The 21,161-nt window shown below is 62.9% G+C and carries 24 protein-coding genes and 5 tRNA genes; 12 read left to right on the top strand and 17 right to left on the bottom strand.

The genetic code is table 11. From position 1 onward, the window contains the following. Positions 1-5 precede the first annotated feature (5 nt). Positions 6-347: a DUF732 domain-containing protein gene (locus FR943_RS05245; protein ID WP_246584851.1), complete on the bottom strand. Its 342-nt coding sequence runs from the start codon at positions 345-347 to the stop codon at positions 6-8. Positions 348-516: 169 nt separating this feature from the next. On the opposite strand from FR943_RS05245, the gene FR943_RS05250 reads away from it, so the two are divergent. Further along, complete coding sequence (locus FR943_RS05250) at positions 517-882, top strand: group I truncated hemoglobin (RefSeq protein ID WP_217155290.1); 366 nt, start codon at positions 517-519, stop codon at positions 880-882. Between the two features lie 53 nt (positions 883-935). Here FR943_RS05250 and FR943_RS05255 read toward each other — a convergent pair. Next, positions 936-1,011: transfer RNA gene (locus FR943_RS05255), tRNA-Lys, on the bottom strand. A gap of 135 nt (positions 1,012-1,146) precedes the next feature. On the opposite strand from FR943_RS05255, the gene FR943_RS05260 reads away from it, so the two are divergent. The 3 genes from FR943_RS05260 (at position 1,147) to FR943_RS05270 (ending at position 1,447) form a co-directional block, all read left to right on the top strand. Next, positions 1,147-1,219, top strand: a tRNA-Glu gene (locus tag FR943_RS05260). Between the two features lie 35 nt (positions 1,220-1,254). Beyond that, positions 1,255-1,331, top strand: a tRNA-Asp gene (locus FR943_RS05265). Between the two features lie 39 nt (positions 1,332-1,370). After that, positions 1,371-1,447: transfer RNA gene (locus FR943_RS05270), tRNA-Phe, on the top strand. Positions 1,448-1,470: 23 nt separating this feature from the next. Here the strand turns inward: FR943_RS05270 and FR943_RS05275 are convergent. From FR943_RS05275 to FR943_RS05300, 6 genes are all read right to left on the bottom strand, one after another. Then, positions 1,471-2,640: a tyrosine-type recombinase/integrase gene (locus FR943_RS05275; RefSeq protein WP_217155291.1), complete on the bottom strand. Its 1,170-nt coding sequence runs from the start codon at positions 2,638-2,640 to the stop codon at positions 1,471-1,473. Continuing rightward, positions 2,640-2,876, bottom strand: a complete 237-nt coding sequence (locus FR943_RS05280; protein WP_079633064.1) for a helix-turn-helix transcriptional regulator — start codon at positions 2,874-2,876, stop codon at positions 2,640-2,642. Before FR943_RS05280 ends, FR943_RS05275 begins: the two co-directional genes overlap by 1 nt. A gap of 4 nt (positions 2,877-2,880) precedes the next feature. Next, positions 2,881-3,201, bottom strand: coding sequence for a hypothetical protein (locus FR943_RS05285; protein WP_217155292.1), 321 nt, complete (start codon positions 3,199-3,201; stop codon positions 2,881-2,883). Continuing rightward, on the bottom strand, positions 3,194-4,516 hold the full coding sequence (locus FR943_RS05290) for an FtsK/SpoIIIE domain-containing protein (RefSeq protein ID WP_217155293.1): 1,323 nt from the start codon (positions 4,514-4,516) through the stop codon (positions 3,194-3,196). The genes FR943_RS05285 and FR943_RS05290 overlap by 8 nt, the downstream gene beginning before the upstream one ends. Beyond that, positions 4,513-4,932: a plasmid replication, integration and excision activator gene (locus tag FR943_RS05295; protein ID WP_217155294.1), complete on the bottom strand. Its 420-nt coding sequence runs from the start codon at positions 4,930-4,932 to the stop codon at positions 4,513-4,515. The genes FR943_RS05290 and FR943_RS05295 overlap by 4 nt, the downstream gene beginning before the upstream one ends. A gap of 100 nt (positions 4,933-5,032) precedes the next feature. After that, positions 5,033-5,812: a GntR family transcriptional regulator gene (locus FR943_RS05300; protein WP_217155295.1), complete on the bottom strand. Its 780-nt coding sequence runs from the start codon at positions 5,810-5,812 to the stop codon at positions 5,033-5,035. 92 nt (positions 5,813-5,904) lie between these two features. Between FR943_RS05300 and FR943_RS05305 the strand changes: the two genes are divergently transcribed. Further along, positions 5,905-6,333, top strand: coding sequence for an NUDIX hydrolase (locus FR943_RS05305; RefSeq protein WP_217155296.1), 429 nt, complete (start codon positions 5,905-5,907; stop codon positions 6,331-6,333). Positions 6,334-6,344: 11 nt separating this feature from the next. On the opposite strand, the gene FR943_RS05310 is transcribed toward FR943_RS05305, so the two are convergent. From FR943_RS05310 to FR943_RS05325, 4 genes are all read right to left on the bottom strand, one after another. Continuing rightward, on the bottom strand, positions 6,345-6,548 hold the full coding sequence (locus FR943_RS05310) for a hypothetical protein (protein ID WP_217155297.1): 204 nt from the start codon (positions 6,546-6,548) through the stop codon (positions 6,345-6,347). Between the two features lie 66 nt (positions 6,549-6,614). Then, positions 6,615-11,576 carry a DEAD/DEAH box helicase gene (locus tag FR943_RS05315; protein ID WP_217155298.1) on the bottom strand — a complete coding sequence of 1,654 codons (4,962 nt, stop codon included), beginning with the start codon at positions 11,574-11,576 and terminating at the stop codon, positions 6,615-6,617. 444 nt (positions 11,577-12,020) lie between these two features. Continuing rightward, entirely contained in the window at positions 12,021-12,608 is a 588-nt protein-coding gene (locus tag FR943_RS05320; protein ID WP_217155299.1) for a DUF416 family protein, read from the bottom strand. Further along, positions 12,599-13,927: a WXG100-like domain-containing protein gene (locus FR943_RS05325; protein ID WP_217155300.1), complete on the bottom strand. Its 1,329-nt coding sequence runs from the start codon at positions 13,925-13,927 to the stop codon at positions 12,599-12,601. Before FR943_RS05325 ends, FR943_RS05320 begins: the two co-directional genes overlap by 10 nt. Before the next feature lie 106 nt (positions 13,928-14,033). On the opposite strand from FR943_RS05325, the gene FR943_RS05330 reads away from it, so the two are divergent. Then, positions 14,034-14,336 (top strand): WXG100 family type VII secretion target, encoded by a 303-nt coding sequence (locus FR943_RS05330; RefSeq protein ID WP_217155301.1) that lies wholly within the window; start codon positions 14,034-14,036, stop codon positions 14,334-14,336. Further along, positions 14,337-14,636, top strand: coding sequence for a WXG100 family type VII secretion target (locus tag FR943_RS05335; protein WP_217155302.1), 300 nt, complete (start codon positions 14,337-14,339; stop codon positions 14,634-14,636). 15 nt (positions 14,637-14,651) lie between these two features. Here the strand turns inward: FR943_RS05335 and FR943_RS05340 are convergent, their stop codons facing one another. Both FR943_RS05340 and FR943_RS05345 read right to left on the bottom strand, forming a co-directional pair. Continuing rightward, positions 14,652-15,125 carry a YbaB/EbfC family DNA-binding protein gene (locus tag FR943_RS05340; protein WP_218045304.1) on the bottom strand — a complete coding sequence of 158 codons (474 nt, stop codon included), beginning with the start codon at positions 15,123-15,125 and terminating at the stop codon, positions 14,652-14,654. Positions 15,126-15,134: 9 nt separating this feature from the next. Further along, positions 15,135-16,514: a rolling circle replication-associated protein gene (locus tag FR943_RS05345; protein ID WP_308170473.1), complete on the bottom strand. Its 1,380-nt coding sequence runs from the start codon at positions 16,512-16,514 to the stop codon at positions 15,135-15,137. 336 nt (positions 16,515-16,850) lie between these two features. Between FR943_RS05345 and FR943_RS05350 the strand changes: the two genes are divergently transcribed. Both FR943_RS05350 and FR943_RS05355 read left to right on the top strand, forming a co-directional pair. Beyond that, positions 16,851-16,915: transfer RNA gene (locus FR943_RS05350), tRNA-Phe, on the top strand. 202 nt (positions 16,916-17,117) lie between these two features. Beyond that, positions 17,118-17,420, top strand: a complete 303-nt coding sequence (locus tag FR943_RS05355; protein ID WP_217155304.1) for a hypothetical protein — start codon at positions 17,118-17,120, stop codon at positions 17,418-17,420. Positions 17,421-17,526: 106 nt separating this feature from the next. On the opposite strand, the gene FR943_RS05360 is transcribed toward FR943_RS05355, so the two are convergent. After that, positions 17,527-17,835 carry a hypothetical protein gene (locus tag FR943_RS05360; protein WP_217155305.1) on the bottom strand — a complete coding sequence of 103 codons (309 nt, stop codon included), beginning with the start codon at positions 17,833-17,835 and terminating at the stop codon, positions 17,527-17,529. 381 nt (positions 17,836-18,216) lie between these two features. Here FR943_RS05360 and FR943_RS05365 point away from each other — a divergent pair, with 381 nt between their 5' ends. Together FR943_RS05365 and FR943_RS05370 are read left to right on the top strand one after the other, a co-directional pair. After that, positions 18,217-18,852, top strand: coding sequence for a nucleotidyltransferase domain-containing protein (locus tag FR943_RS05365; protein ID WP_217155306.1), 636 nt, complete (start codon positions 18,217-18,219; stop codon positions 18,850-18,852). Next, positions 18,852-19,238, top strand: a complete 387-nt coding sequence (locus tag FR943_RS05370; protein ID WP_217155307.1) for a hypothetical protein — start codon at positions 18,852-18,854, stop codon at positions 19,236-19,238. Before FR943_RS05365 ends, FR943_RS05370 begins: the two co-directional genes overlap by 1 nt. 203 nt (positions 19,239-19,441) lie before the next feature. On the opposite strand, the gene FR943_RS05375 is transcribed toward FR943_RS05370, so the two are convergent. Further along, complete coding sequence (locus FR943_RS05375; RefSeq protein ID WP_217155308.1) at positions 19,442-19,789, bottom strand: DUF2200 domain-containing protein; 348 nt, start codon at positions 19,787-19,789, stop codon at positions 19,442-19,444. Positions 19,790-19,842: 53 nt separating this feature from the next. Between FR943_RS05375 and FR943_RS05380 the strand changes: the two genes are divergently transcribed. Further along, on the top strand, positions 19,843-20,334 hold the full coding sequence (locus FR943_RS05380; RefSeq protein ID WP_217155309.1) for a hypothetical protein: 492 nt from the start codon (positions 19,843-19,845) through the stop codon (positions 20,332-20,334). Between the two features lie 102 nt (positions 20,335-20,436). On the opposite strand, the gene FR943_RS26330 is transcribed toward FR943_RS05380, so the two are convergent. Beyond that, complete coding sequence (locus FR943_RS26330; protein ID WP_246584868.1) at positions 20,437-20,715, bottom strand: SseB family protein; 279 nt, start codon at positions 20,713-20,715, stop codon at positions 20,437-20,439. Positions 20,716-21,161: the final 446 nt, after the last annotated feature.

The following is a 21,161-nucleotide window of genomic DNA, read 5'->3' on the forward strand; positions in this document are numbered from 1 at the left end:
GACGCTCAGCGCCCGACCAGTGCGCTGTACTGCGGGCAGTAGACCTTGACCGCGCCCCAAACCAGGTGTGCCGCTTGGTGTTTGTCGATGCCGGCCTTGTTCATCAGCTGGCTGATGATGCCGCGCACCGTGCGGGCGGGCTCGATCTTGCCCTTCTCGACCGCGTCGCAGACACCACGGCCCACCGTGCCGGCCTCCTCGGCCGAGTTGGTGGGGATGCCCAGGTCCTTGACGATTGTGAAGAACTGGTCATCCTGCACGCTGGCCTGCGCCGGAGCCACCCCGAACACCGCGTGCGCCGCGAGTGCGGCCGCACCGATCGCGGTGGCCGCCGACCGTGTGCTCAAGCGCCGGTGCTTCATTCGGGTACTCCTTCGGTGAAACGTCCCGTCCACGATAAACATCGCCGGCCGCTGCCGCCCCGGCATGTGATCGAAGACCCGCTGTGAGATCGCTGTAGCCGACGGGCTACGCAGCCGAAATCGGTCGGCAATCGTGGTGGCCCAGGCTGACGCCATGACGACCATCTATGACCAGATCGGCGGCGCCGAGGCACTCGAGACCGTCGTCGACGATTTCTATCGTCGGGTGCTGGCCGACGATCAGCTGTCCGGATTCTTCGCCGGAACCAACATGGCCCGGCTCAAGGGCAAGCAGGTGGAGTTCTTCGCCGCCGCGCTCGGCGGGCCGGTCGAGTACCGCGGCGCCCCGATGCGCCAGGTCCATCAGGGCCGGGGCATCACCATGCACCACTTCAACCTGGTGGCCCAGCACCTGGGGGACAGCCTGGCCCGGGCCGGCGTCGCCGACGAACTCGTCGGGCAGATCATCGCCGCGATCACCCCGCTGGCCGACGAGATCGCCACCGCGCGCACCGCGTAGCCGGCGCCAGATCGCGACCGCCGCAACCAAAAACACCGCCTTGCGGCGGTGTGTGGTGCCCCCACCAGGGCTCGAACCTGGGACCTGCGGATTAAAAGTCCGTAGCTCTACCAACTGAGCTATAGGGGCGCGAAGAGACAGGGTACAAGATGACGGGTTTTTGTGTTGCGACCACCGGGTTTGAGGATTTGGGCATCTGTACCCTAAGCTATGCAAGCTCCCAACGAACGAGGTTGATGAGTACCCCGGAGAGATTCGGATCAGGCCCCCATCGTCTAGTGGCCTAGGACGCCGCCCTTTCACGGCGGTAGCACGGGTTCGAATCCCGTTGGGGGTACGCACCGCGGCAACGCGGAGCACGCAGGAAAGCAAGGCCCTGTGGCGCAGTTGGTTAGCGCGCCGCCCTGTCACGGCGGAGGTCGCGGGTTCGAGTCCCGTCAGGGTCGCCATCACGGCGAGGCACTTCGGTCTAAGGCCGACGGCCTTCCGGCCAGGTAGCTCAGTTGGTACGAGCGTCCGCCTGAAAAGCGGAAGGTCGCCGGTTCGATCCCGGCCCTGGCCACCACGTTCTACCTGCATAGACACGGGTCATGCACTCGGTTGTCGGTTTGATTCGTCCGGTTCTTGTCCGGTCTTCGGTGTGTGAATCTCAGTTGCGTGAAGCTGATCGAGGTTGGTTGCCACCTGATCCAGCTCGTCGGAGTAGAGGTCGCTGTAGATGTTCGCGGTGACCGTCGGCGTCGAGTGGCCCATCGTTTTCTGTACGTATCTCAGGTCTGCCCCCGATTTTCTGGCGAGGCTCGCATAGGTGTGGCGGAGATCATGAATGGTCAGTGGGGTCAGAGCGGTCTTCTTGAGGGCCTTGTTCCAGTGCGTGTGCCGACGCCAGTTGTTGGAGCGCAGCATCGCTCCGTTGGGTGAGGTGACTGCGGGCTCGTCCGGCGCTCGGCCGCTGATCCGCCCTTTGAAGATGTCGACGACGACTTGCGGCAGCGGGATCGTTCGGATGCCGGCTCGGGTTTTCGGAGGGCCGACGACGATGTGGCCCTCCACTTCTGGCGCCGCCCTTCGGACATAGAGGCGTCGGGCGACGAGGTCGACGTCCTTGACGCGGAGGCCGACGAGTTCGGACCAACGCAGGCCGGTATAGGCGAGGATGGTCACAACGTCGCCCTGATCCCCGCATGCCCTGGCGAGCGTCTGGACCTCCTGCGCCGTCAGGTAGCGGTGGCGCTCCCGCTCGGGAATGCGGCCCGCTGAGACGCCCAGGGCGGGGTTGCGGTGGATGCGGCCATCCTGGTGCGCCACGTCGAGAATCGAACGCAGGAGCCGCAACGTGGACACTTTCGCCCACGGCCCGACTGTCAATCCGCCAACGAACGCCTGGACGTCGGCGCGGGTGATTTCGTCGACCGGCACATGGCCGAACCGCGGCGCTATGCGCAGTTCCCAATGCTGGGTGTAGCCGCTCCACGTCTTCGGCGACACCGCCGGTTTCTTGGAGCCGGAAAATTGGGTCCAGATCCGGTTCAGCGGTGTGCGGCCGAGGCGTGGGTCGAACCGGCGGGCGCCAAGCGCGGCCTCGTTGTCGCGTTCGGATTTGAACGCCTTCGCCTCGCGGAGCGTCGGGAACGTCGCCGACGTTTCTACCCAGCCCGATGCCGCGTCAGGATCACGGATCAAGTAGCGGACTTGGTAGCGAGGCTCCCCGGCTGCGTTGAGCCGCTTTCGGATGCCGCGAGGCGTGTTGCCGGCCATTACCGACGCACCTGCTTCAGCCAGGACCGGACTTCGGCGCAGTCCCAGCGGCGCACCCGCTCGGACAGCGTGTAGCAGGGCGGGCCAATCTGCTCGCCGGTCGTTTCGCGGATTGCCGCCCAGCGGTTGAGGGTCGCGGCTGAGACGCCGAGTAGCGCTGACACCTGATCTGCGGTCAGCAACTCAGGAAAGTTGCCTGCGGCGACGAGAGTCTCCCGGAGGCCGTGAGTGACCATCGCTTCACCTCGCTGTGCGAATCGAGTCGAACCAGGCGCGGGTGCGCGGCAATCCAGCGTCGGCGTCGGACTGACCTCCGGTGACTCCCCAGAGGTCGAATGCCCACCGCTCCAGCGCGGAGTTCGTTGTTTCGCCGCAGCGCTGGATTTCTGCGTCGTCGCCGAGGATCAGGGCGGTGCCGATGACTTCCCCGCACGACCAGATGCGCCGGTACTGGTCCCATCCGTCTCTGCGGACGAGGTTGGCGCGCTGCATCAGATCATCGGCATGCCGGGCCACTTGATCCTGGTCGGGTGGCTCGAAGACGGCCCAGGTGTCAGTCATTGGCTTTCCCTCCCGACGTGCGTACCCGCCCGTATTGCTTTGCAGTGGAGCGGATTTGATCGTCACTCCAGAAGTCAGATCGCACCTTTGTCGCTTGCCCGTCTTCGGCGATGACGTAACCGATGCCCGGTCTGTCAGGGCTGATTCGGTGCGCGGGCGCTTTGTCGGCCATGCCGTCGCCGAGGACCATCGTCACTTCGTCTCGGGATCGCAGTCGAAGCGCGATGGTCTGGGTGAACAGTCCTCGCATCGGTAGAACTTCCTTGCGTGGGTCTTGAAGGAACGCGGCCACCACGATTCCCAGCGCACGACCTTTGGTGAGAATGCGTGACAACGTGGCGGCGGCTTCTTTGCGTAGGGTCGGGTCGCTCATGTACGCGGTCACTCCGGCCAGTTCGTCGATCAGCAGCACCACGAGGGGTGACGCCGTGGTTGGACTGTGTTCGCGCGTGCGACCTGCCATCGCGTTGCCACGCTTGTTCATTACCTTTTCCAGCGCGGCAAGGGTTTCCACGGCGTCGGATTCGGTGGTGGCGATCTTGGTGAACAGCGCGGAGCCGACGGACAGTTCGATGCCGTACTTGAGGTCGATGCCCACCAGGCGAACCACACCGGCGGAGACAGCGGGGCCGAGCCCACCGGCGATACCCCAGAAGACGGAACCCTTGCCTGCACCCGAGCAGCCCACGGTGAGGGTGTGTCGGCCGCTCAATGGCAAGGTCCATGGTTTTCCGTTCTCGCATCGCCCGAGCGTGACTCGTGTTGTCGCGACTGCTGTCGGCGGCGCGGCGTGACCTACCGTCGAGAGTTGTTCCCGCATGACCAGTTCGATCCGAAGCGTGCCGGGGGCGACGACGACCGACCGCGCCGAGTGTGCGCCCGCAGCGTCGCGGATCGCGGGAACGGCTCGCTCCAGATCTTCGGCGGTCTGCCCCATGCGTGCCCGTACCGTCAGACGCAGAGTGGTGCGAGATACGTCTGTTCCCAACAGCTTTGGATGAAACCAGCGTGTCGACGTGATCTGGTGGCCTTCGTTGTCGCGGCGCGTGACCTGTTCGGAGGCGGACAAGCCGCAGCGCTTGCAGAGCTTCTGCCACGAGAAGTGTGCCCAGAGGCGCCAGCGAAGGAGTCGGGCAGGCGTCGCGAACCGTTCCTCGTATGTCTCCGGCGAGCGCAGTCTCCAGTAGATCAGAACGGCGCTGGTGATGACCACGACGGCAGCCACACACAGGGCGAGGTTGGTCAGCATGTGCAGCAGGTGGTCGAACCGCAGCGGGGTGTCGGGATCGACTGGTGCGAACGGGTCCGGATTCATGCCGACGCCTTATTCGTGTTGGCCGCCGGCGACTTCCCCGGTGCTGTCATGCCCGAGGCCCGGTAGGACCACGCGATTCGGGAGAAGTCGCCCGACCGCTCGACGTACGGCAGAGCCATCAGGCCCTCGAGAACCACGGGAGTGAAGGGTGTTCCGCTGGAATTGGTCGGAGCAGTTGGCTGCGTTGCCGCGGCGAATTTGATGGTTACGGTGCGGCTCCGCTTCGGCGCAGCCGGATCACCGTCGAGCACTTCGACCTGCCACATCGGTAGGCCGGTATCGCGGTCTCTCGCCTGGACGCGGTTCTCGCCCGAGGACTTGTCGAAGTCGATCATCGGCGTCACTTCGGACACGAGGAATGCGCCGAGGGAGAAAACCTGGTCGTGGCCGATCTGGAGCCATTTGGGGATGGACATTGCAGAACCTTTCGAGTGGATTGAACTAGATGACTATCTAACATAGTCGTCTAGAGGAGTTAGTCAAGCGTAGCGCCGCATTTGATCGTTTCGCGAGGCGTCAGCGGGCTGAGAAGTCGTATTCGAGCAGGTAGGCGGACGCCACCTTCACCGTGTCGCACACTTCGACAGCCACGTCGTTGGTGTCGTAGGCCGTCCGAACCACGGTCAGCACGGGCACTCCGGTCGCGAGTTGCAGGGCTCGCCGCTCTTCGGGGGTTGGCATCCGGGCGCCGACTTCTTCGGTGAACCGGTCCAAGATGTGGCCGGCGTCTTCGAGTCGGGCGTAGATGCCGCCAGGTCCGGTGTCGGTCTGTTCGATCTTGGTGCCCTGGGCGAATGTGGCGGGAATGTATGAGGTTGCCGTTTCAACTGGCCGGCCATCGGCGAGGTAGCGCCGTGATCGAACGACAACCTCGTCGTCTGGAGTCAATCGGAGGCGTTCGGCGACAGTGGGATTCGGCTTCTCGCGCGTCACGGTGATGTTGTCGACCTGCGGCGAGTAGCCCGACTTCTCCGCTTCGACGGTGAACGCCGCTTTGCCGCTCGCTCGATGTCGCCGAGCGAAGCGGTCGGAGGCAAGTCGGCGAATTGGGGGTGCGGGACGAACGAAAACACCGCGGCCGTGTTCGGAGATCACCAGGCCTTCGGCGCGCAGATCTTGTACTGCCTGGCGAACTGTCATTCGGGCAACGCCGAAATGGTCGATCAACGCTGCCTCGGATGGCAGACGCTCACCTGCGATGAGCTGGCCAGTGCTGATTGCATCACGCAGCATGCCAGCGATCTGCCGGTATGGCGGCTTGTCGTCCGACCGGTCGATCTGACCAAGTTGCAGCACTGCGCGCCTTCCCTTACATGTCTAGGCGACTAGTCTAGGGAAACGACACGCCCATGTCACGACTGGAGCTAGGTCCCGAAGAGGAGTCTCCCATGGCAGCCACGCCGAAGCACTCGGTCAGCGTCGCAGGCATTGTCGTCCGCGACGATGGTCGGGTGCTGGTCATCAAGCGGGAGGACAACGGCCATTGGGAGGCGCCCGGCGGAGTCTTGGAGCTCGACGAATCGTTCGAGGCTGGTGTTCAGCGCGAGGTGCTGGAAGAGACCGGCATTGAGGTCACTGTCGAGCGGCTTACCGGTGTGTACAAGAATCTGACCCGCGGGATTGTTGCGCTGGTGTACCGCTGTCGGCCGGTCGGCGGCGAACCTCACCCAACCGAAGAAGCGCGTGAAATCCGTTGGATGACTACGGCAGAAGTGCAATCAGCAATGACGCCTGCGTTTGGTGTGCGGGTTCTCGATGCATTTGAGGAAGAGCCCCAGTCACGGACACACGACGGAGTGAATCTCCTGCACGTGTAGCGACTCGCGCCCTACCTCGGGAGAAACCGCAGTGTATGCACTTCGGCGTTGGGCACGGCGGTCCACCCGCCGTGCACGGGGTCGCCGTTCTCACGCATCACCCTGGCCGCATCGAGCAGCACGGTATTGAGCTCACCGGGCAGTAGCGCGGTTCTGCTTTCGTCGTCATAGAGCACCCAGCCCTCGGTGGACTCGCTCAACAAGTAGGTAACCATAGACAGAAGCTATCGCGGTCGACCGACATAAACTCCTTCGGCGCACGCAGCGCCGACTTCGGTCTCTTACCCGTTTTCGGCCAGCCCGTCGACCATCTTCATCGTCTCTACCGCGACGGTCGTGACCTTGGCGATGAGGTCGACGATGTAGCGCGGATTGTCGTGTTCATCGCACCAGTCGTTGGGGTCGTTGACGATGCCTGAGGCCTTGTCGGTCTTGACCTGATAGCGGTCAATGATCCACGCGAGCGCGGAGCGGGAACCGAGCATGTATCGATCGGCGTCCTGCGGGATCCCGGTGATGGTCACCTTCGGGTTGTAGACCAAGGTGGTGACGTCATCAACTCTCTTCCCGGTCTCGGGATCTTTCTTCTTGGCCCACTTGAGTTTTGACACCCGCCAGGTTTCGCGGTCGTCGGGATCGACACCGGGCTTCACGTGGACGTCGACCGGGTAGGGCGCGACGGACTCGTAGCCGACGTGCAGATCAGCCAGTGCCCGTCCGGCGTTGGCGAGCTGCTCGAACCGTTCGGGTGTTTCGGGTGTTGGTATGTGCGGGAGCATCTTCTGCAGGTCCGCCGCGTAGGTCTCGCGATAAGCCGGTTCGTGCAGGAGGCCGTAAACGTAGAAGAAGATGTCGTCCTTGGTGACCTGGTCGCCGATCGCGTCCTGGTACAGCGCGAGGGTTGCGTCAGGGATGTTGTCGACGCGGCAGTAGCCGTGCTCATCGGGCTCCTCGGCGTTGGCACCGAAATCCAGTTCCCCGTCGGGGTCGGCCGATTTGTACGTCCAACGAGGGAAGAACTGCCCACCGCTACCAGCTCCTGTCACGTGCAGGTCCGGAAGGCCGTTGACCATCAGCGCAGAGAAGGGCACAGCGGATCCGTTACCGACCTGGTAGATGCCGACGTTCTCGTGAAGGGGCGTCGGGAAGACGCTGGGTAGCTGCGAACGCTCATGGTTGAGGTACCGGTCGTAATAGCCGTGCAGGCGGTCGAACGGTCGGTACGCAGCTGACGACACGTGGTTGGGGTCAAACTCAATTCTCACCTGCCGTGCAAGGTGAGTACGCAGGCTCCGAGACCACTTGATGTGTTCCTCACGACTGGCGTCCGGACGAGTCGCGAGAAACGCAGTGACATCCTTCTCGTTGGGCCTTGCGATGCCAACGCTCTCAGCGTAGGCGGCGAACGGTGCGAGTTCGTTGTTGTAGTTGTTAATGAGACGCTGCACGTTGGCGCAGAGCTTGTCGGTGGAGAAGTTGTAGACCCAAGCATCGCGGCTTGTTTCCAGACCGCGAGAGTACGTACCGAAGACTGCGGTGCCGCCGTCCTTGTCACCGATCGCGGGCCATTCGGCGAACTCCTCGCTACGCTGACTGACCCAATCGCCATGCTCGTTCGGCGTGATCACTTGCCACTCAACAGTTTCGAGATCACCTCTCGCGACGATCTCCAGCTTCCTCTCACGGGACAGATATTCGCCAATGTCCCGGTACTGGATCTCGCATGGTCCGGCGCTACTGGGGCCCTTCACGCCGATGAGGATCGCGACGGTGTTGCGGCTCCCGGAACCGAAAACCTTGCCGCCCTCCCTGCGGGATAGCTCCCCGGATGTGCGCTGGTTCCCGCGCAGGTTGTACACGTAGATCCGGCTGTACTCCTCGGCGAGAGAGAGGCGGATTCCGTCCGCAGTGTTTCCGTCGATCCAGCCGCCGTTCGACACGAACGCGACAACGCCGTGCTCGCCGACGCGGTCCGTGGCCCAGCGAAACGCCCGGAGGTAGCTGTCGTAGAGGCTGTTCTTGTTCGTCGCCGTCGAACGTTTGGCGTAGGTGTCAGCGATCCGCTTGTCCAACGTCGGGTACTTGAGGTTCGCGTTGAGGTCGTTCGCCGAATCCTGCCCCGATGAGTAGGGCGGGTTCCCGACTATGATATGGATCGGCGCGGCGAGCTGCTTGACGATCCGAGAATTGTTCTGCGGGAACATCTCCGTGTCCATCGAGTCGTCGTCTTCGGTCATCTGGAAGGTGTCCGTCAGGACGATTCCTTCGAACGGGCTGTACTCCGTCTTGGTGAGTGCGTGGTAGGTGGTTTCGATGTTCACCGCGGCGATGTAGTACGCGAGCAGCATGATCTCGTTGGCGTGCAACTCCCTGGCGTACTTGCGAGCGAGGTCTTCCGGGCGCACCAGACCCGATTGCATGAGCCGGGTGATGAACGTGCCGGTGCCGGTGAACGGATCGAGGACGTGCACAGCGTCGTCGGTGAGTCCGCGGCCGAACGCCTCGCGCGAGGCGTGGTCGGCGGCGCGGAGGATGAAGTCGACGATCTCGACAGGCGTGTACACGATGCCCAGCGCCTCAGCCTGTTTGGCGAAACCTACCTTGAAGAACTTCTCGTACAGTTCGGCGATCACCTGCTGCTTGCCGTCGGCGGTGGTGACCTCCGATGCGCGGACCCGCACCGAGGCGTAAAAGCCTTCCAGGTGGGCGGTTTCGGCTTCCAAGCCCGAGCCGCCGAGCTGGTCGACCATGGCCTGCATGACTAGGGATACCGGATTGTGGGCTGCGAACTCGTGGCCGGCGAACAGCGCGTCGAACACCGGCGCGGTGATCAGATGCTGGGCGAGCATGCTGATCGCGTCATCGCGGCCGATCGAATCGTTGAGGTTGTCGCGCAGACCTTGCAGGAACTTGTCGAACGCCGTAGTTACTTCGATGTCGGCGGCGCCGAGAAGTGCGGTGATACGCGCGATTAGGGCTGCCGCGATGTCGGCGACGTCCTTGGCCCAGTCCTCCCAGTAGGTGCGGGTGCCGACTTTGTCGACGATGCGGGTGTAGATCGCCTCCTGCCACGCGGACAGCGAGAACAACGCCATTTGGGTTGCCAGCCCACCGCCGGATCCGTTGCCGTCGGCCACCCCCGACGCCGGATCGGCCGGATCAGTTGACGCTGTGGATGAAGTTCCGTCGGTACCAAGGGTTTCGGAGGCATCGGTGGTGGGGCCTACATGTCCGCCGAGCAGCCGGTCTGAGCCGTGCCCGGTGTCCAGTCCCGGTGTGGCGGCATTGAGTGCGATGGAGTTGACCATTGCGTTGAACCGGTCGTCGTGAGCACGAAGCGCGTTGAGGACCTGCCAGACCACTTTGAAGCGGCGGTTGTCGCCGAGGGCTTGCGACGGTGTGACACCGGCCGGGACGGCGACGGGAAGTATGATGTACCCGTAGTCCTTGTCCTCGGCCCTCCGCATCACCCGGCCCACCGACTGCACGACGTCGACAACGCTGTTGCGGGGGTGCAGGAACAGCACCGCGTCCAGCGCGGGCACGTCAACACCCTCCGATAGGCATCGTGCGTTCGACAAGATCCGGCACTCGCCGTCGGGTAGCGGGGCTTTGAGCCACTGCAGTTCTCGGTTACGTTCGAGGGCGTTGAACGTTCCGTCAACGTGGCGGACCTGAACGGTCAGGTCCAGGTTGGTCTCGTTGAGCTCACCGCCGTCGTCAATTCTGTCGGTCAGCATGTCCCGGTACGCGTCAACGACTTTCGGAAAAAGTTCGGCAATCTGCTTGGAAGCGGCGATGTCCTTAGCGAACGCGACCGCCCGGCGCATCGGCGGCTCACCCGGCACGAATCCCTTACCGTCGGGTGTCTTGCCGGCGCGTTTGGCCAGGCCGTTCCAGCAGCCGACGATCTTCGACGCATCGTCGAGGTTGCCCAGTTCTCCGCCAACTGCGAGTTGGGCTTGCAGCGGGGCCGCGACCATCTCCTCGTCCACGGTCAGCACGAGGACCTTGTAGTCGGTGAGCAGACCGCGCTCGACCGCCTCACCAAACGAAAGGCGGTGAAACTCCGGCCCATAGACACTCTCGTCGTCCATCGACGTAAGGACTGCGGAGTGCTCGTCGGCCTTGGCCTTGACATTCTCGTCGAAGATCCGCGGTGTGGCGGTCATGTAGAGGCGACGAGCGGCGTGCAGGTAGTCGGCGTCGTGAACGCGGACGAAGTTGGACTCGTCGGCGCCGGCCACCGTCACACCCGTGGTGCGGTGCGCCTCATCGCAGATCACCAGGTCGAACTGATCGACGCCGAGCTTCTGCGCCTCGGCGACGACGGGCAGCGACTGGTAGGTGGTGAAAACCACGGTCAGACCCTTGGCGCGACGGCGGTGGCCCATCTCGGTGACCAGTTTCGCCGGGTCGGTGGTGACCGGGATCGCGACATCATAGGTGTTGATGTCCTCGGCTGCCCTAGACACTTTGGTGTCCGAGCACACGGCGAACGCACGCAGGTCCAACTGGGTCTGGGCGGTCCACTCCCGCAGTGTCTGCGACAACAACGAGATCGATGGGACGGCAAACAGAATGCGGGCGTTGCCGCCGTTTTCGGCTGCGGTCCGCTCGGCGATCTTCAAGGCCGTGAAGGTCTTTCCGGTGCCGCACGCCATGATCAGCTTGCCACGATCGTGCCCTGCAGCGAAGCCGGCGAACACCTTCTCGATCGCCTGTGCCTGGTGTGGCCGCGGCTCGTGCCGGATAGCCTCGGCTACGTCGATCTGGAGGTCACCGTCGACCCAGGCGATGTCCCAGTTGATCGGTGAATCAGCGATCTCAGCCATCCCGATCCGCTGAACCGGGATCAGCTGATCCTCAAGGGCATCTTCGGCATTGGGGCCCCACCGGTCGGTGGTCGAGATGATGATCCGGTTGGTGAACGGGTTCTTGCCCGAGGCGGTGAAGAACGAGTCGATATCTTCTTTGCGCAGGGTGTGCGTCGGCTCGTAGAACTTGCACTGGATCGCTGTGTATTCGCCGCTGTCCCGCTCTCGCGCCACCAGGTCAATCCCGGTGTCAGGCTTGCCTTTGCGGCCGGGCCAGTCAATCCAGCGCCATACCGCGTCGTACTGCTGCGACAGCAGCGGGTCTAGGTCGAAGTAGCGCACCATCAGCTTTTCAAACTTAGTTCCGCGTTCGGAGTTCGACGGAGCCTCACGGAATGCCGCCATCACCTCGTGTACCGACCCCATGCTGTGTGTCTCCCGTCAAAGTCAGCAGTTGCGCCAGGTGAGCCTATGCCGACGAGTGGCGGGCTGGGACGCGATCGCCGCGCGTGTTTGCAGCGGCCTGAACGATGCCTCACCGGCATCAGTTGGTTCATCGACACGTTGAGCAGAAGATGCTACAAACACTTGCATCGAGTCAGACGGTTGAGGACGCTCTTGTGTTCCTAGACCAGGTTGCGCGAGGAATCCAAGCAGCTACTTGACACTCAGTAAGTGGAGTAGCCGTCGCATTATTCTTTGATGTTTGGCGGCCTGATCCCAGAGTGAGTAAAAGGACGATGATCGAATTTGTGAAGGTGAGCAGGCGACGTGTCTTGTCGTCATTTGTCCCGCCGCCTACCCGCCCCGTGTACGGCGGGTTGTGCAGTCCTCTTTGGTGATTCACGCCGAGATGTTCTCGCCCGATTGCTAGTCGGCCAGCGTGCTCAGCTCACGCCCTTCTTCGATAAGCCGAGTCCGGATCTGATCTATATTTGTACTAGAATCTTGCCCCACTTGACCAACTAGATCGGACGATATGCATTTTGCGGCATAGGCGGTAATCGGGGCAGACGCCAGGTCGCTAACGTATTCGGTGCGATTTCGATTCAGCAATAAATCCGCCAGATTAAAGAGTGTCTCCGCGGCGTAGTAGGCGGAATCTGAATCGTCGCCAACTGCGCATCGAATTGCGTATATCAGCGATGTAATCGCGTCATTGGTCGCCGAGTTATAGAAACCGTACGTATCGTCATCTTCAGGCACTAAGCGATCATGTAACAAGCTTGCATGATTTGCGAGCGGTGCAAAGTCGCTCGTCGATGCTGCACTCCAGCAAAGGTCCAAAGCAGAATCAATCGCCTGCTTATCAGATGCCGCGAATCCATTGACTATCGCATCGGCAAGGGTAATCGCGCGCTGAGCGCTAGATAGGCTGAACAGAAATTTCTGGTAATCCCGAGCGCTAGCAAGGAACTCACGAATTCGCTTCTCTGGAAAGGGATTTATCAAGGCCATACTGCTCCTAAGCCATCAGGCAATATCGTTCCACCGCTCTCAACAATAGCACGTTGGCAATCAGGGCACAGTGGCCGCGACGCAACAATCTGCCGCGGATGCAGGCCCAATGCTTGAGCTTTCTCCAATGCGGTGAGTTCCGCGTGTAGGTTTGGATTCTTGGCGAGTTGTTCTCCGTCTTGTATTTGCGCACGTTGAGCTGGCGTGAGGTCACGCTTGCCGCCAGCGATAATGTCCGTGCCTTCGCGAGTGGAGAGCGCGCTCGTCGTACGCATATCAGCCGCGATCGGGTCCAACGCCGAATGAAATCTATTTGCAACATCACTTAGGCGTGCAGCCTCGCGGTCGACGCCTGGTGTCTTGGAAACAACGGCTTGCACGACAGATTTCATATCCGCTAGAACTTTTGCAATTGCTTCCGCAGCTGCCTTTGCGATACGGCCCGCAGCCTTTGCAAGATCAAACAGCTTCTCTATAATTCGAGCGCAGCGTTCAGCAATAACTGCTGCGCGTGCAGCCATGGCGGCGTTTCCCCATATTTCACCGCCGACTTCGAAAAATACCGCGAAAATTACTTCGCCTACGACGAACTCCGCCGCAAATTGCGAGAGCTCATCGATCAGTTCTTGATGAGCGTCCTTTATGGCTTGCGCAAGGTCATTGCAACTGGTCGCTGCGTTGAGACAGGCCCATGAGAGATCATCAACTTTTCCTCGGAGATCTGCCAAATCTTGTGTAGCGGCAGGGATCTCCGGCGAAACTTGCCCGCTCAGGCCTTCTTTTGCCTGGTCAAGGGGGCCGAGGCCGATTCTGATGGCATTCCCCGCTGCTGTCCATGTCTCGGCTGCTGCTTCGAGCTTCTCTGGACTGCCGTTGGGCCATACATAGCCCACCCACTTCTGGATATAGTGCCATGCCGTAGCGATGGCCCCTGTTGGTTCGCTACCGCCGCCGCCATACGCCGACGGAATGCTGGGCGGCTGCGTAAACGAACGTTCAGGCACCGCTATCGCGTTCACTGGTTGACTGCTGCCATCGGTGGATGCGCGGTTTGCGGCAGCGTGGTTGTCGCCGGTCGCCTTGATCAGGTCGGCCCTGTTGTGTGATATATCCCCGAGTCCTGCGAGAACTGTCGCAATATCGTTCGCGGACTGGTCGTAGTCCTCGCTGAACTTCTGACCCGTATTGTCTGAGCCAGCCATTCCTCCCGACCCCGACAAGCCGCTCGTGAGGTTACTTAACGCGACAGAGAGTTGCTGTGCGCTAATTCGTGTCGACGCCGACGCAGCAAAGAACACCTGCGGATCCACATCAACCATCGATGGTTCCTCCCCCCGCAGAGCCCTACACTGACGGTTGCTAGGCAGCAGCCTAAACCACGCGCGACAACCGCACTGGCAGCAGTTCCAAGGGGAGGATGGATAGGTGTCAGCAAACACTGGTGGGTCGGGGGATGTACTCGGTATCCGAGTACCCGAAGTCATCTCCTCCGCACAGGGGATCGATGATGTAAATACCGACATCAAGACGGCCTTTGAAGCTCTCAAGACCGAAGGTGACGAGGTGATCGAGGGATCCTGGACCGGGACAGCCGCCGCCAAGCTCGACGAGGGCTGGCAGCAATGGCAGCAGGGTGTCCACAAGATCGTCGTTGCCCTCGAACAGGCCACTGGGCTGGTAGTGGAGTCCGCCAACCGGTTTCAAGCCCAGGATCAGGGGAACGGATAGATGGCACGGGGCAGCGATGACGCGTACACGGTTGATCTGGATGCACTTGATTCGTTGATTGATCACATGGCCCGGTTCACCAAGGCGACCGACGCCAACGTGGACACGATTGAAGCGTTCGTCGCCTCGATGCCGTGGCAAGGGGAGACCGAGCAGGCCCACAAATATTGGCAAGCGCAGTGGCAGTCCGGGGTTGAGGATTTGCAGGACGGGCTCCGCAAAATCCGCGAAGGCGCAAAGACCGCTCACGAGAACTACAGCAGCGCGATCAAAGCCAACCTCAGAATGTGGGGGCAATAGCCACCCGACGTTTGCCTACCTGCGATTACGGCCGAACGGGTCGGAGGCCGGATCCCATTCTAGCTCTTCCCAATCCGGCCCCAAGTTTTGTTCCTGGCGATCCCGTTCGGCACGGGCCTTCGGAGCCCGAAGCGTTGTGCTCAACTTTCCGAAATCGCGGTCAAGCAATTCGAACATGTCGGTGAGCTGCGGATTAGCGTCAGTAACTTGCTTGATCCGTTGACGGACCTGAGATACCGCCGACTCGCACGCTTCGACATACGCCTGCTCGATCCACGCTGCTAACCGGTCCGATCGGAGCTCAGAAGCCTTTGGCTCCAGCTGCAGCCGCACCAGGCGGCCCTGCGGTGAGACCGTTACCTGACCTACGCCACCCGACACCGCACCTACGCCGACTCGTGCCGTGCCCGAAATCTCGGCGACCGCTTCGGCCAGCCAGTCACCCACGCGACGTGCCGCGTCTGGATCCACTGCCGCATCGAAATCCATGCTTTCACGCTACAGCTCCGTCCTCAGCGCAGTAGGTGAGTTCAGTGCGCGTGCGAGTTGGTCGGCAAACGTCGGGCCATCGTTTACGAGCGCGAATCCGCCGGCCAGTCCACCTTGGCTGCAGAGCGAGCGTCGTCGGCGGACTCGCCGATGCATCGCGACACCGGTTTGACGGTCAACGCGCGGAACCAGGCGTGTGGCCGTGCGCGGCACCACTGTCGTCGGAAAGCGGCTGAGAGAATCGCCGTACACAGCCTGGCTCCGTGACCACCGCCGCACGATTCGACGAGCAGCCACGTAGGCGTCCTGAGCGACCTCTACTACGGCGATGGCCTTCTTGAGTCCGTACACACCCCAGAATCGGCCGGGGCCGCGACCGGGCTTCCGCCACTGTTCGGGCACAATGTGCTGATATTCCTTGTTGCCGTCCATGTTTGGCGACGAGTGCTTGGTGAAGTAGATCGCCAGGCGCTTGGGATCGCAGGCTTTCAGGCCATTGCGGACATCTATGGCGGTGCCAGCCAGCCGGTGCCGTGCCTTCTGCTCCGCGTCAGGATGGTCGACAACCTCAGCCCATGCTTCGGATAACCACTGGGCGAAGCTTCGCCCCGAGCGGCCGGGCGAAATCGGTGGCGCCATCCATAGGTGGATGTGCGGTGCGCCGCGCCGCTGAAATTCCAGTTTCCAGATGTAGCGGGCCGGTTCGCCGTACTCACGTTGAAAGCGTTTGCGCCACAGCACCATATGACGCTTCACGCTGGCCCCATCGGGGGCCACGGCCTCCCAATCGCCTGGGTAGGTGAGCGTGACCATCGCAGGGACGCGGCCGGACTCAACCAGCGGGGTGTAATCGAGTTCGGCAAAGGTACGGCACATCGCCGACCGCGATTTCCGGGACCACTCGGTGATGACACCGCCGGAACTGCACTGGTCGGTTTCCGTAGGACTCCGTCGTGTCGAAGACACGACGGCCTGATCACCGTCCCCGGCATTGCGTTTGAGGTCATTCCTGACATGCAGCTTCGCATCATCAACTTCACTTTGGTGATGACCAACTGCCCGTTCGGCAGCCTTGTCGGCTCGGACGGGATTGGTCCATCCGAGCCGTATGACACCAGGACCGACAGTGATTCGAAACCGTCCAGATTCCGGTTCGATGCCGCGTCGGCCGGAACCACACGCCCACGGTGCGGCCGGTTCGAACAGTGCAGCAGCAGCCGTGACCATCTCGGGGTTCGGGAACCGCAGCCCCAATGCATCGATCGCCCGCAGCTCACCGGTCGCGATCCCGTCACCAACTGGGCGGCGGACATTTTCGGCACATATAACAAGCCCGCCGACGGGCGCCGGGTTGAGGGCCGATGCCTCGGTTGACGTCCGGCCGACCACTGTCGCTCTCGCGCCCTGCGGCCTGGCGGCCTCGGGCGCTCGCGACCTCCCGTCAACCGAGGCACCGGCAGAACCGTGCCTGAATGGCGGGCTGTCGGATGCGGATGTCGAGCCTGCCGTCGAAGATGTCGAGACGGTGGCTGATGATGCGATGCTGGGCATCGGGGTGCCTGCTCCCCGGAGCCGCCGACGCTGCCCACAACGCAGGCGGCACCACGGAAGCTCCTGGTCGGGAGTGCAAGCACCGTGTCCGGTTTATGTCCGTTCGCCGGACTGACCGAATACGTCAGCGCTGCTCAATGCGGCGCATACAACGCATAGGCGCAGATAAACCGCAGGTCAGTGGCTATCCCGTCCGCCTGAAAAGCGGAAGGTCGCCGGTTCGATCCCGGCCCTGGCCACTGAGAGAACCCACTGGCGACGGTGGGTTTTTCTGTATCTGCAGACGGTTGGCGCAATGCGTCCGATGACCCACAGTGCCCCATTCCGGAGTTAATCGCCTACGCGGTGGCCCGTTGACCCCGCCGCGGGTCACTCCGAAGCGTCGATCGCTCGTTGGAATCCGCCCGGCAGCGGGATGGGGCGGCCGTACTCTCAGCGCACTTGAGGACGCGACTGTCCTTCGTTACTGCGGTGTTCGCCGTGCTGCCGATTGTGAACGCGGGTACGGCTTCGGCGAACGAGTACTCGTGCGCCAACGCCGCCGCGGCGAACGGCTACGTCAACAAGAACGAGTTGCTCGCGGAGGTACAGCAGGACTGCGCCGTCGCATATGGGATCGCTTATGCGGACGGCATCGGCACTCAATCCGAGGCCGGAGCCGCTGTCGCCGAGCAGTACCTACGTTCACGTGGATACGACGCCGCGACGGTTGAGCAGATGGACATCGCCGGACACGGGGTGTAGTCGCCGCGAGTTACTCCGCGGGCGGTGGGCTCGGTCATGTCCGGAGCGTAGGCCGAGGCAGTGACGCGAGTCGACAGGTTTGCCGGGTGGTGCGGTGGCGCGCCGTTCAGAACGCAAGCTGCAACGTGAAGAGCGACAGCAGTGCGAACGGCGCAGAGGCGACGAGGACCAGCACGATCGGGATGATCGCGCGGCCCGCGACCACGGACACCCACGCACCTACGGCGGCCACGATGCTCCCGACAGCAGCGCCACGGAGGCCGGCTACGTCGGTTCCCGGCGGTGCGACGCCGTTCTCGAACTTCGAGGCCATGTCCGTATCGGAGAGCACTGTGAACGCCAGCACGTATGCGATGACCATCGCCATGATGCCGATCGCCGAAAGTCCAGGGTTGCGGCGCAGTTCGGGACTCATGGCTCCATCGTGGGCCGCGTGGCAGGCCTACCGGATCAGTAGAACTACGCGAACCGCGGTCGAGTGCCGACGGGAGCGGAGGCCGGGGGTGTCAGCCCTCGCGCACGGGGATGGCCTCCGCCAACTCCGCGGACAGTCGCCACCGGGCAGGGTGGCCGTCTGCAACCGAACCGCCGGTGCTGAGGGTGACGTGCGCGGCGACACAGAAGTCGTCGGCAGGATTCCACTGCACTCCCGTCCTACCGAACGATGACAAGAGCCGGGCTGAGGCGCATCGACTGGATTCCGCCTCGACGGCCAGTTGCGGCAGGCGGATCGCCACTCAACCTACTCCAACTATAGTTGTGTTACTCTAACTTTAGTTAGAGAGGGATGCGGGTCATGCAGCTGAACAAGCCGTTCGCAACGGTGACGCCGACGCTCGACGGCGACGTGCTTGCCGTCTTGACGAGTGCAGACGTCACGTTCACGATCAGTCAGGTCCAGCGCATCCTCACCAAGGCGTCGGGGGAAGGCATCCGCAAGGTACTCAACCGGCTCACTGCGCAGGGTGTGGTGCTGCACGACGAGGTGGGTAGAACCCACACCTACCGCTTCAACGCCGAGCACCTCGCGGCCGAGCCCATCAGGATGCTGTCGAGGCTGAACTCCACGTTCCTCAGCGGACTGGAAGAGCACTTCGACGAGAAGTGGGGCAAGGATCTCAAGTACGCCGCGGTGTTCGGCTCCGCGGCGACCGGGCACATGAGGCTCGACAGCGACATTGACCTGTTGTTGGTCCGCGGTGCCGACTCCGAGGACGACGATGCGTGGGACCAGCGGTTGACCGAACTTGCCCGGCTGGTCACCGCGTGGACCGGAAACGACGGCCGAATCGTCGAGTACACCGAGGATGGGTTCCGCGCCGCGGCCGCCGCAGGTGAGCCTCTGCTCCAGGAAGTGTCGAAGCAAGGCCAGACCGTCGCGGGGACGCGGGCCTGGTTCAACGCGCAGCTGCGCGCGGCGAGGAAGTCCTGATGGCGGGACAGCGCAACTGTGACTCCGTGGTCACCGCCGGGCGCTTGTCCAAGGCGATCGAGTTCTTCGAGGGTGCCGAGCATCTCGGCGAGGAAATGCCCAATGCCGCCGGCGACCTGTACGTGGACGCGGGTATCGCGGCCTCGGACGTGCTCTGCTGCGTGCGCCTCGGAGTGCACTCGAGCACCGGCAACCACAGCGAGGCCGTCGCCTTGCTCAAGCGAGCGGACAGCGGATCGGAGCGGCACCTGAACACCTTGCTCAACTTCAAGAACAAGGCCGCCTACACACATCAGGATCTGACCTCTGCGGAGTTGAAGAAGATGAACCGCGCCGCCGAGCAACTGGTCGAGGCAGCCAAGCAAGCGGTGGCCGCCCGCGGATAGTTCGCGGGTCGTCCGCATGAATCCCAGCTCAACCCGTCCCCGAACCCCGCCTGAACAACCGACGAGAATCGTGGCCCGACGGTCGCGGAGCCCGTTCTCGACCGCCGCGAACCCGCCCTGCCGGCCCCGATCAGGGGTCAGGCGACACGACATACCGATTACCGCGAGCGACCCATTCCAGATTTGATCGCCTACCCGCCGGGCTACGCCGTGCGCAGCACCTTGTTCATCGGCTTGCCGCGCGCCAGCTCGTCGACGAGCTTGTCGAGGTAGCGGATCTTGCGCATCAGCGGATCCTCGACCTCCTGCACCTTGACCCCGCACACCACACCGGTGATCAGCGAGGCGTTCGGGTTCAGCGAGGCGTCGGCGAAGAACTCCGTGAACGTCGTCTCGTCCTCGAGATGGTTCCGCAGCGTCGTCTCGTCGAACCCGGTCAGCCAGCAGATGGCCTCGTCGAGTTCGGCCTGGGTGCGACCCTTGCGCTGCATCTTCGCCAGGTAGTGCGGATACACCGCCGCCACGGCGGTGCCGAAGATCCGGTGCTCCATGCGTCGAGGCTACGGCGTGGTGGCGGTCTTGCCCGCCGTGCCAGACTGCGTTCGTGACCGGCAGCGTGGATCAGATCCCCAAGGCCACCACCGAGTGGACCGCTCAGCCCGGCGACGCCCGCCGGGCGACACTTTCAATCCTGCGGCAACCCGCGATGTGGAAACGGCTGCTGACATTCACGACGGTGGTCGCGGCGATCGCCGCCGCGGTGTGCGTCGTCAACGGCAGCGGGTGGCTGGTTGGGTCCGTGATATTCGCGGGGGCGGCCGTGGTGTACGCGGCGTTCGCTGTCGTGACGAGTGTGGTGTGCGCCTACGTCCCGAACCGGCGAGTTCTGCGCACCGGATCACAGTGGGCCGCCGGCGGCGATGAGACCCGGATCCGTATCGACACCCCGGCCTCCACTCTGGTCATCGACCGCAGCAACATCATCTCGGTCCGCGCGGCCGGTGCGCTGATCGTGCTGCGGGTACGACCCAAGCAGGTTCTCGGTATCCCGACGGCGCTGTTCGCCGATCCGGCATTGGAGAGCCTCATCGACTGACGCGACCGGCCGTAGGGTGCAGCCGCTCGATCCAGCCCATGCGGGCGCCCCTGGCTGTCGCGCACATGTCCATCACTAGCCGTGTTCGGCGCTCGGAGGCTCTCAAGCGGTAGGGGGAATCTCAACCGGATGCTCACCGAAAGGATCGATGACGATCCCCGCACTTCTCATCAGTTCAATCGAGCGGTTGGTGTCCATCACGGTCTTCAGGTCACCCTCGAGCACCATGTACGCGGCACGGTTCATCCGCTCATAGAAGGCCTTCATCGAGTCCAAGCTCCGAAAAACCGGCACATACCGCACACCATCTCGTTCAAGCAGGAACAGTTTCTGCCGGCCGTCCTTCGTGTCCCCAAAAGGCGTGGAGTAGAACACTTTCAGCCGCCAAACATCAGCGTCGTCGGCGGGCGGAGCGGTCGTCCCCGACGATGGTGTGAAGCGGCCGGGGGAGCGGACGGATGCCGGCGGCCCGGCAAGAGCATGCGTGACCTGCTCATGCACCACCCGCTCCAGCTCGTCGCGGCCAGGTGGCAATCCCGGTGCGTGCCCGGGTTCGGCAAGCAGCACAACAGGATTGGTTAGCCCCTCAACAGTCACGGCGCCGATGGGTGTCAGTAGCGTGCCCGGCAGGATGGCGACCTCACGCTCCTCAGGGTGGCGTGAGAGCGGCCCGACTAACCGACCCGTGACAGTGACGATCGCCGCGACTCGGTCTGCCGTGAAGTTCTCGGTGGCGATCCGGGGATCAGCCGACGTGGGAAGAACCGCCGTCACCGTAAACGATTCCCGCGGCGGCGGACCGCTCATGCCGCGGTAGGTGATTCCAG

Source organism: [Mycobacterium] fortunisiensis (genome assembly GCF_019050325.1).
In the GTDB taxonomy this organism is placed as follows: domain Bacteria; phylum Actinomycetota; class Actinomycetes; order Mycobacteriales; family Mycobacteriaceae; genus Mycobacterium; species Mycobacterium fortunisiensis.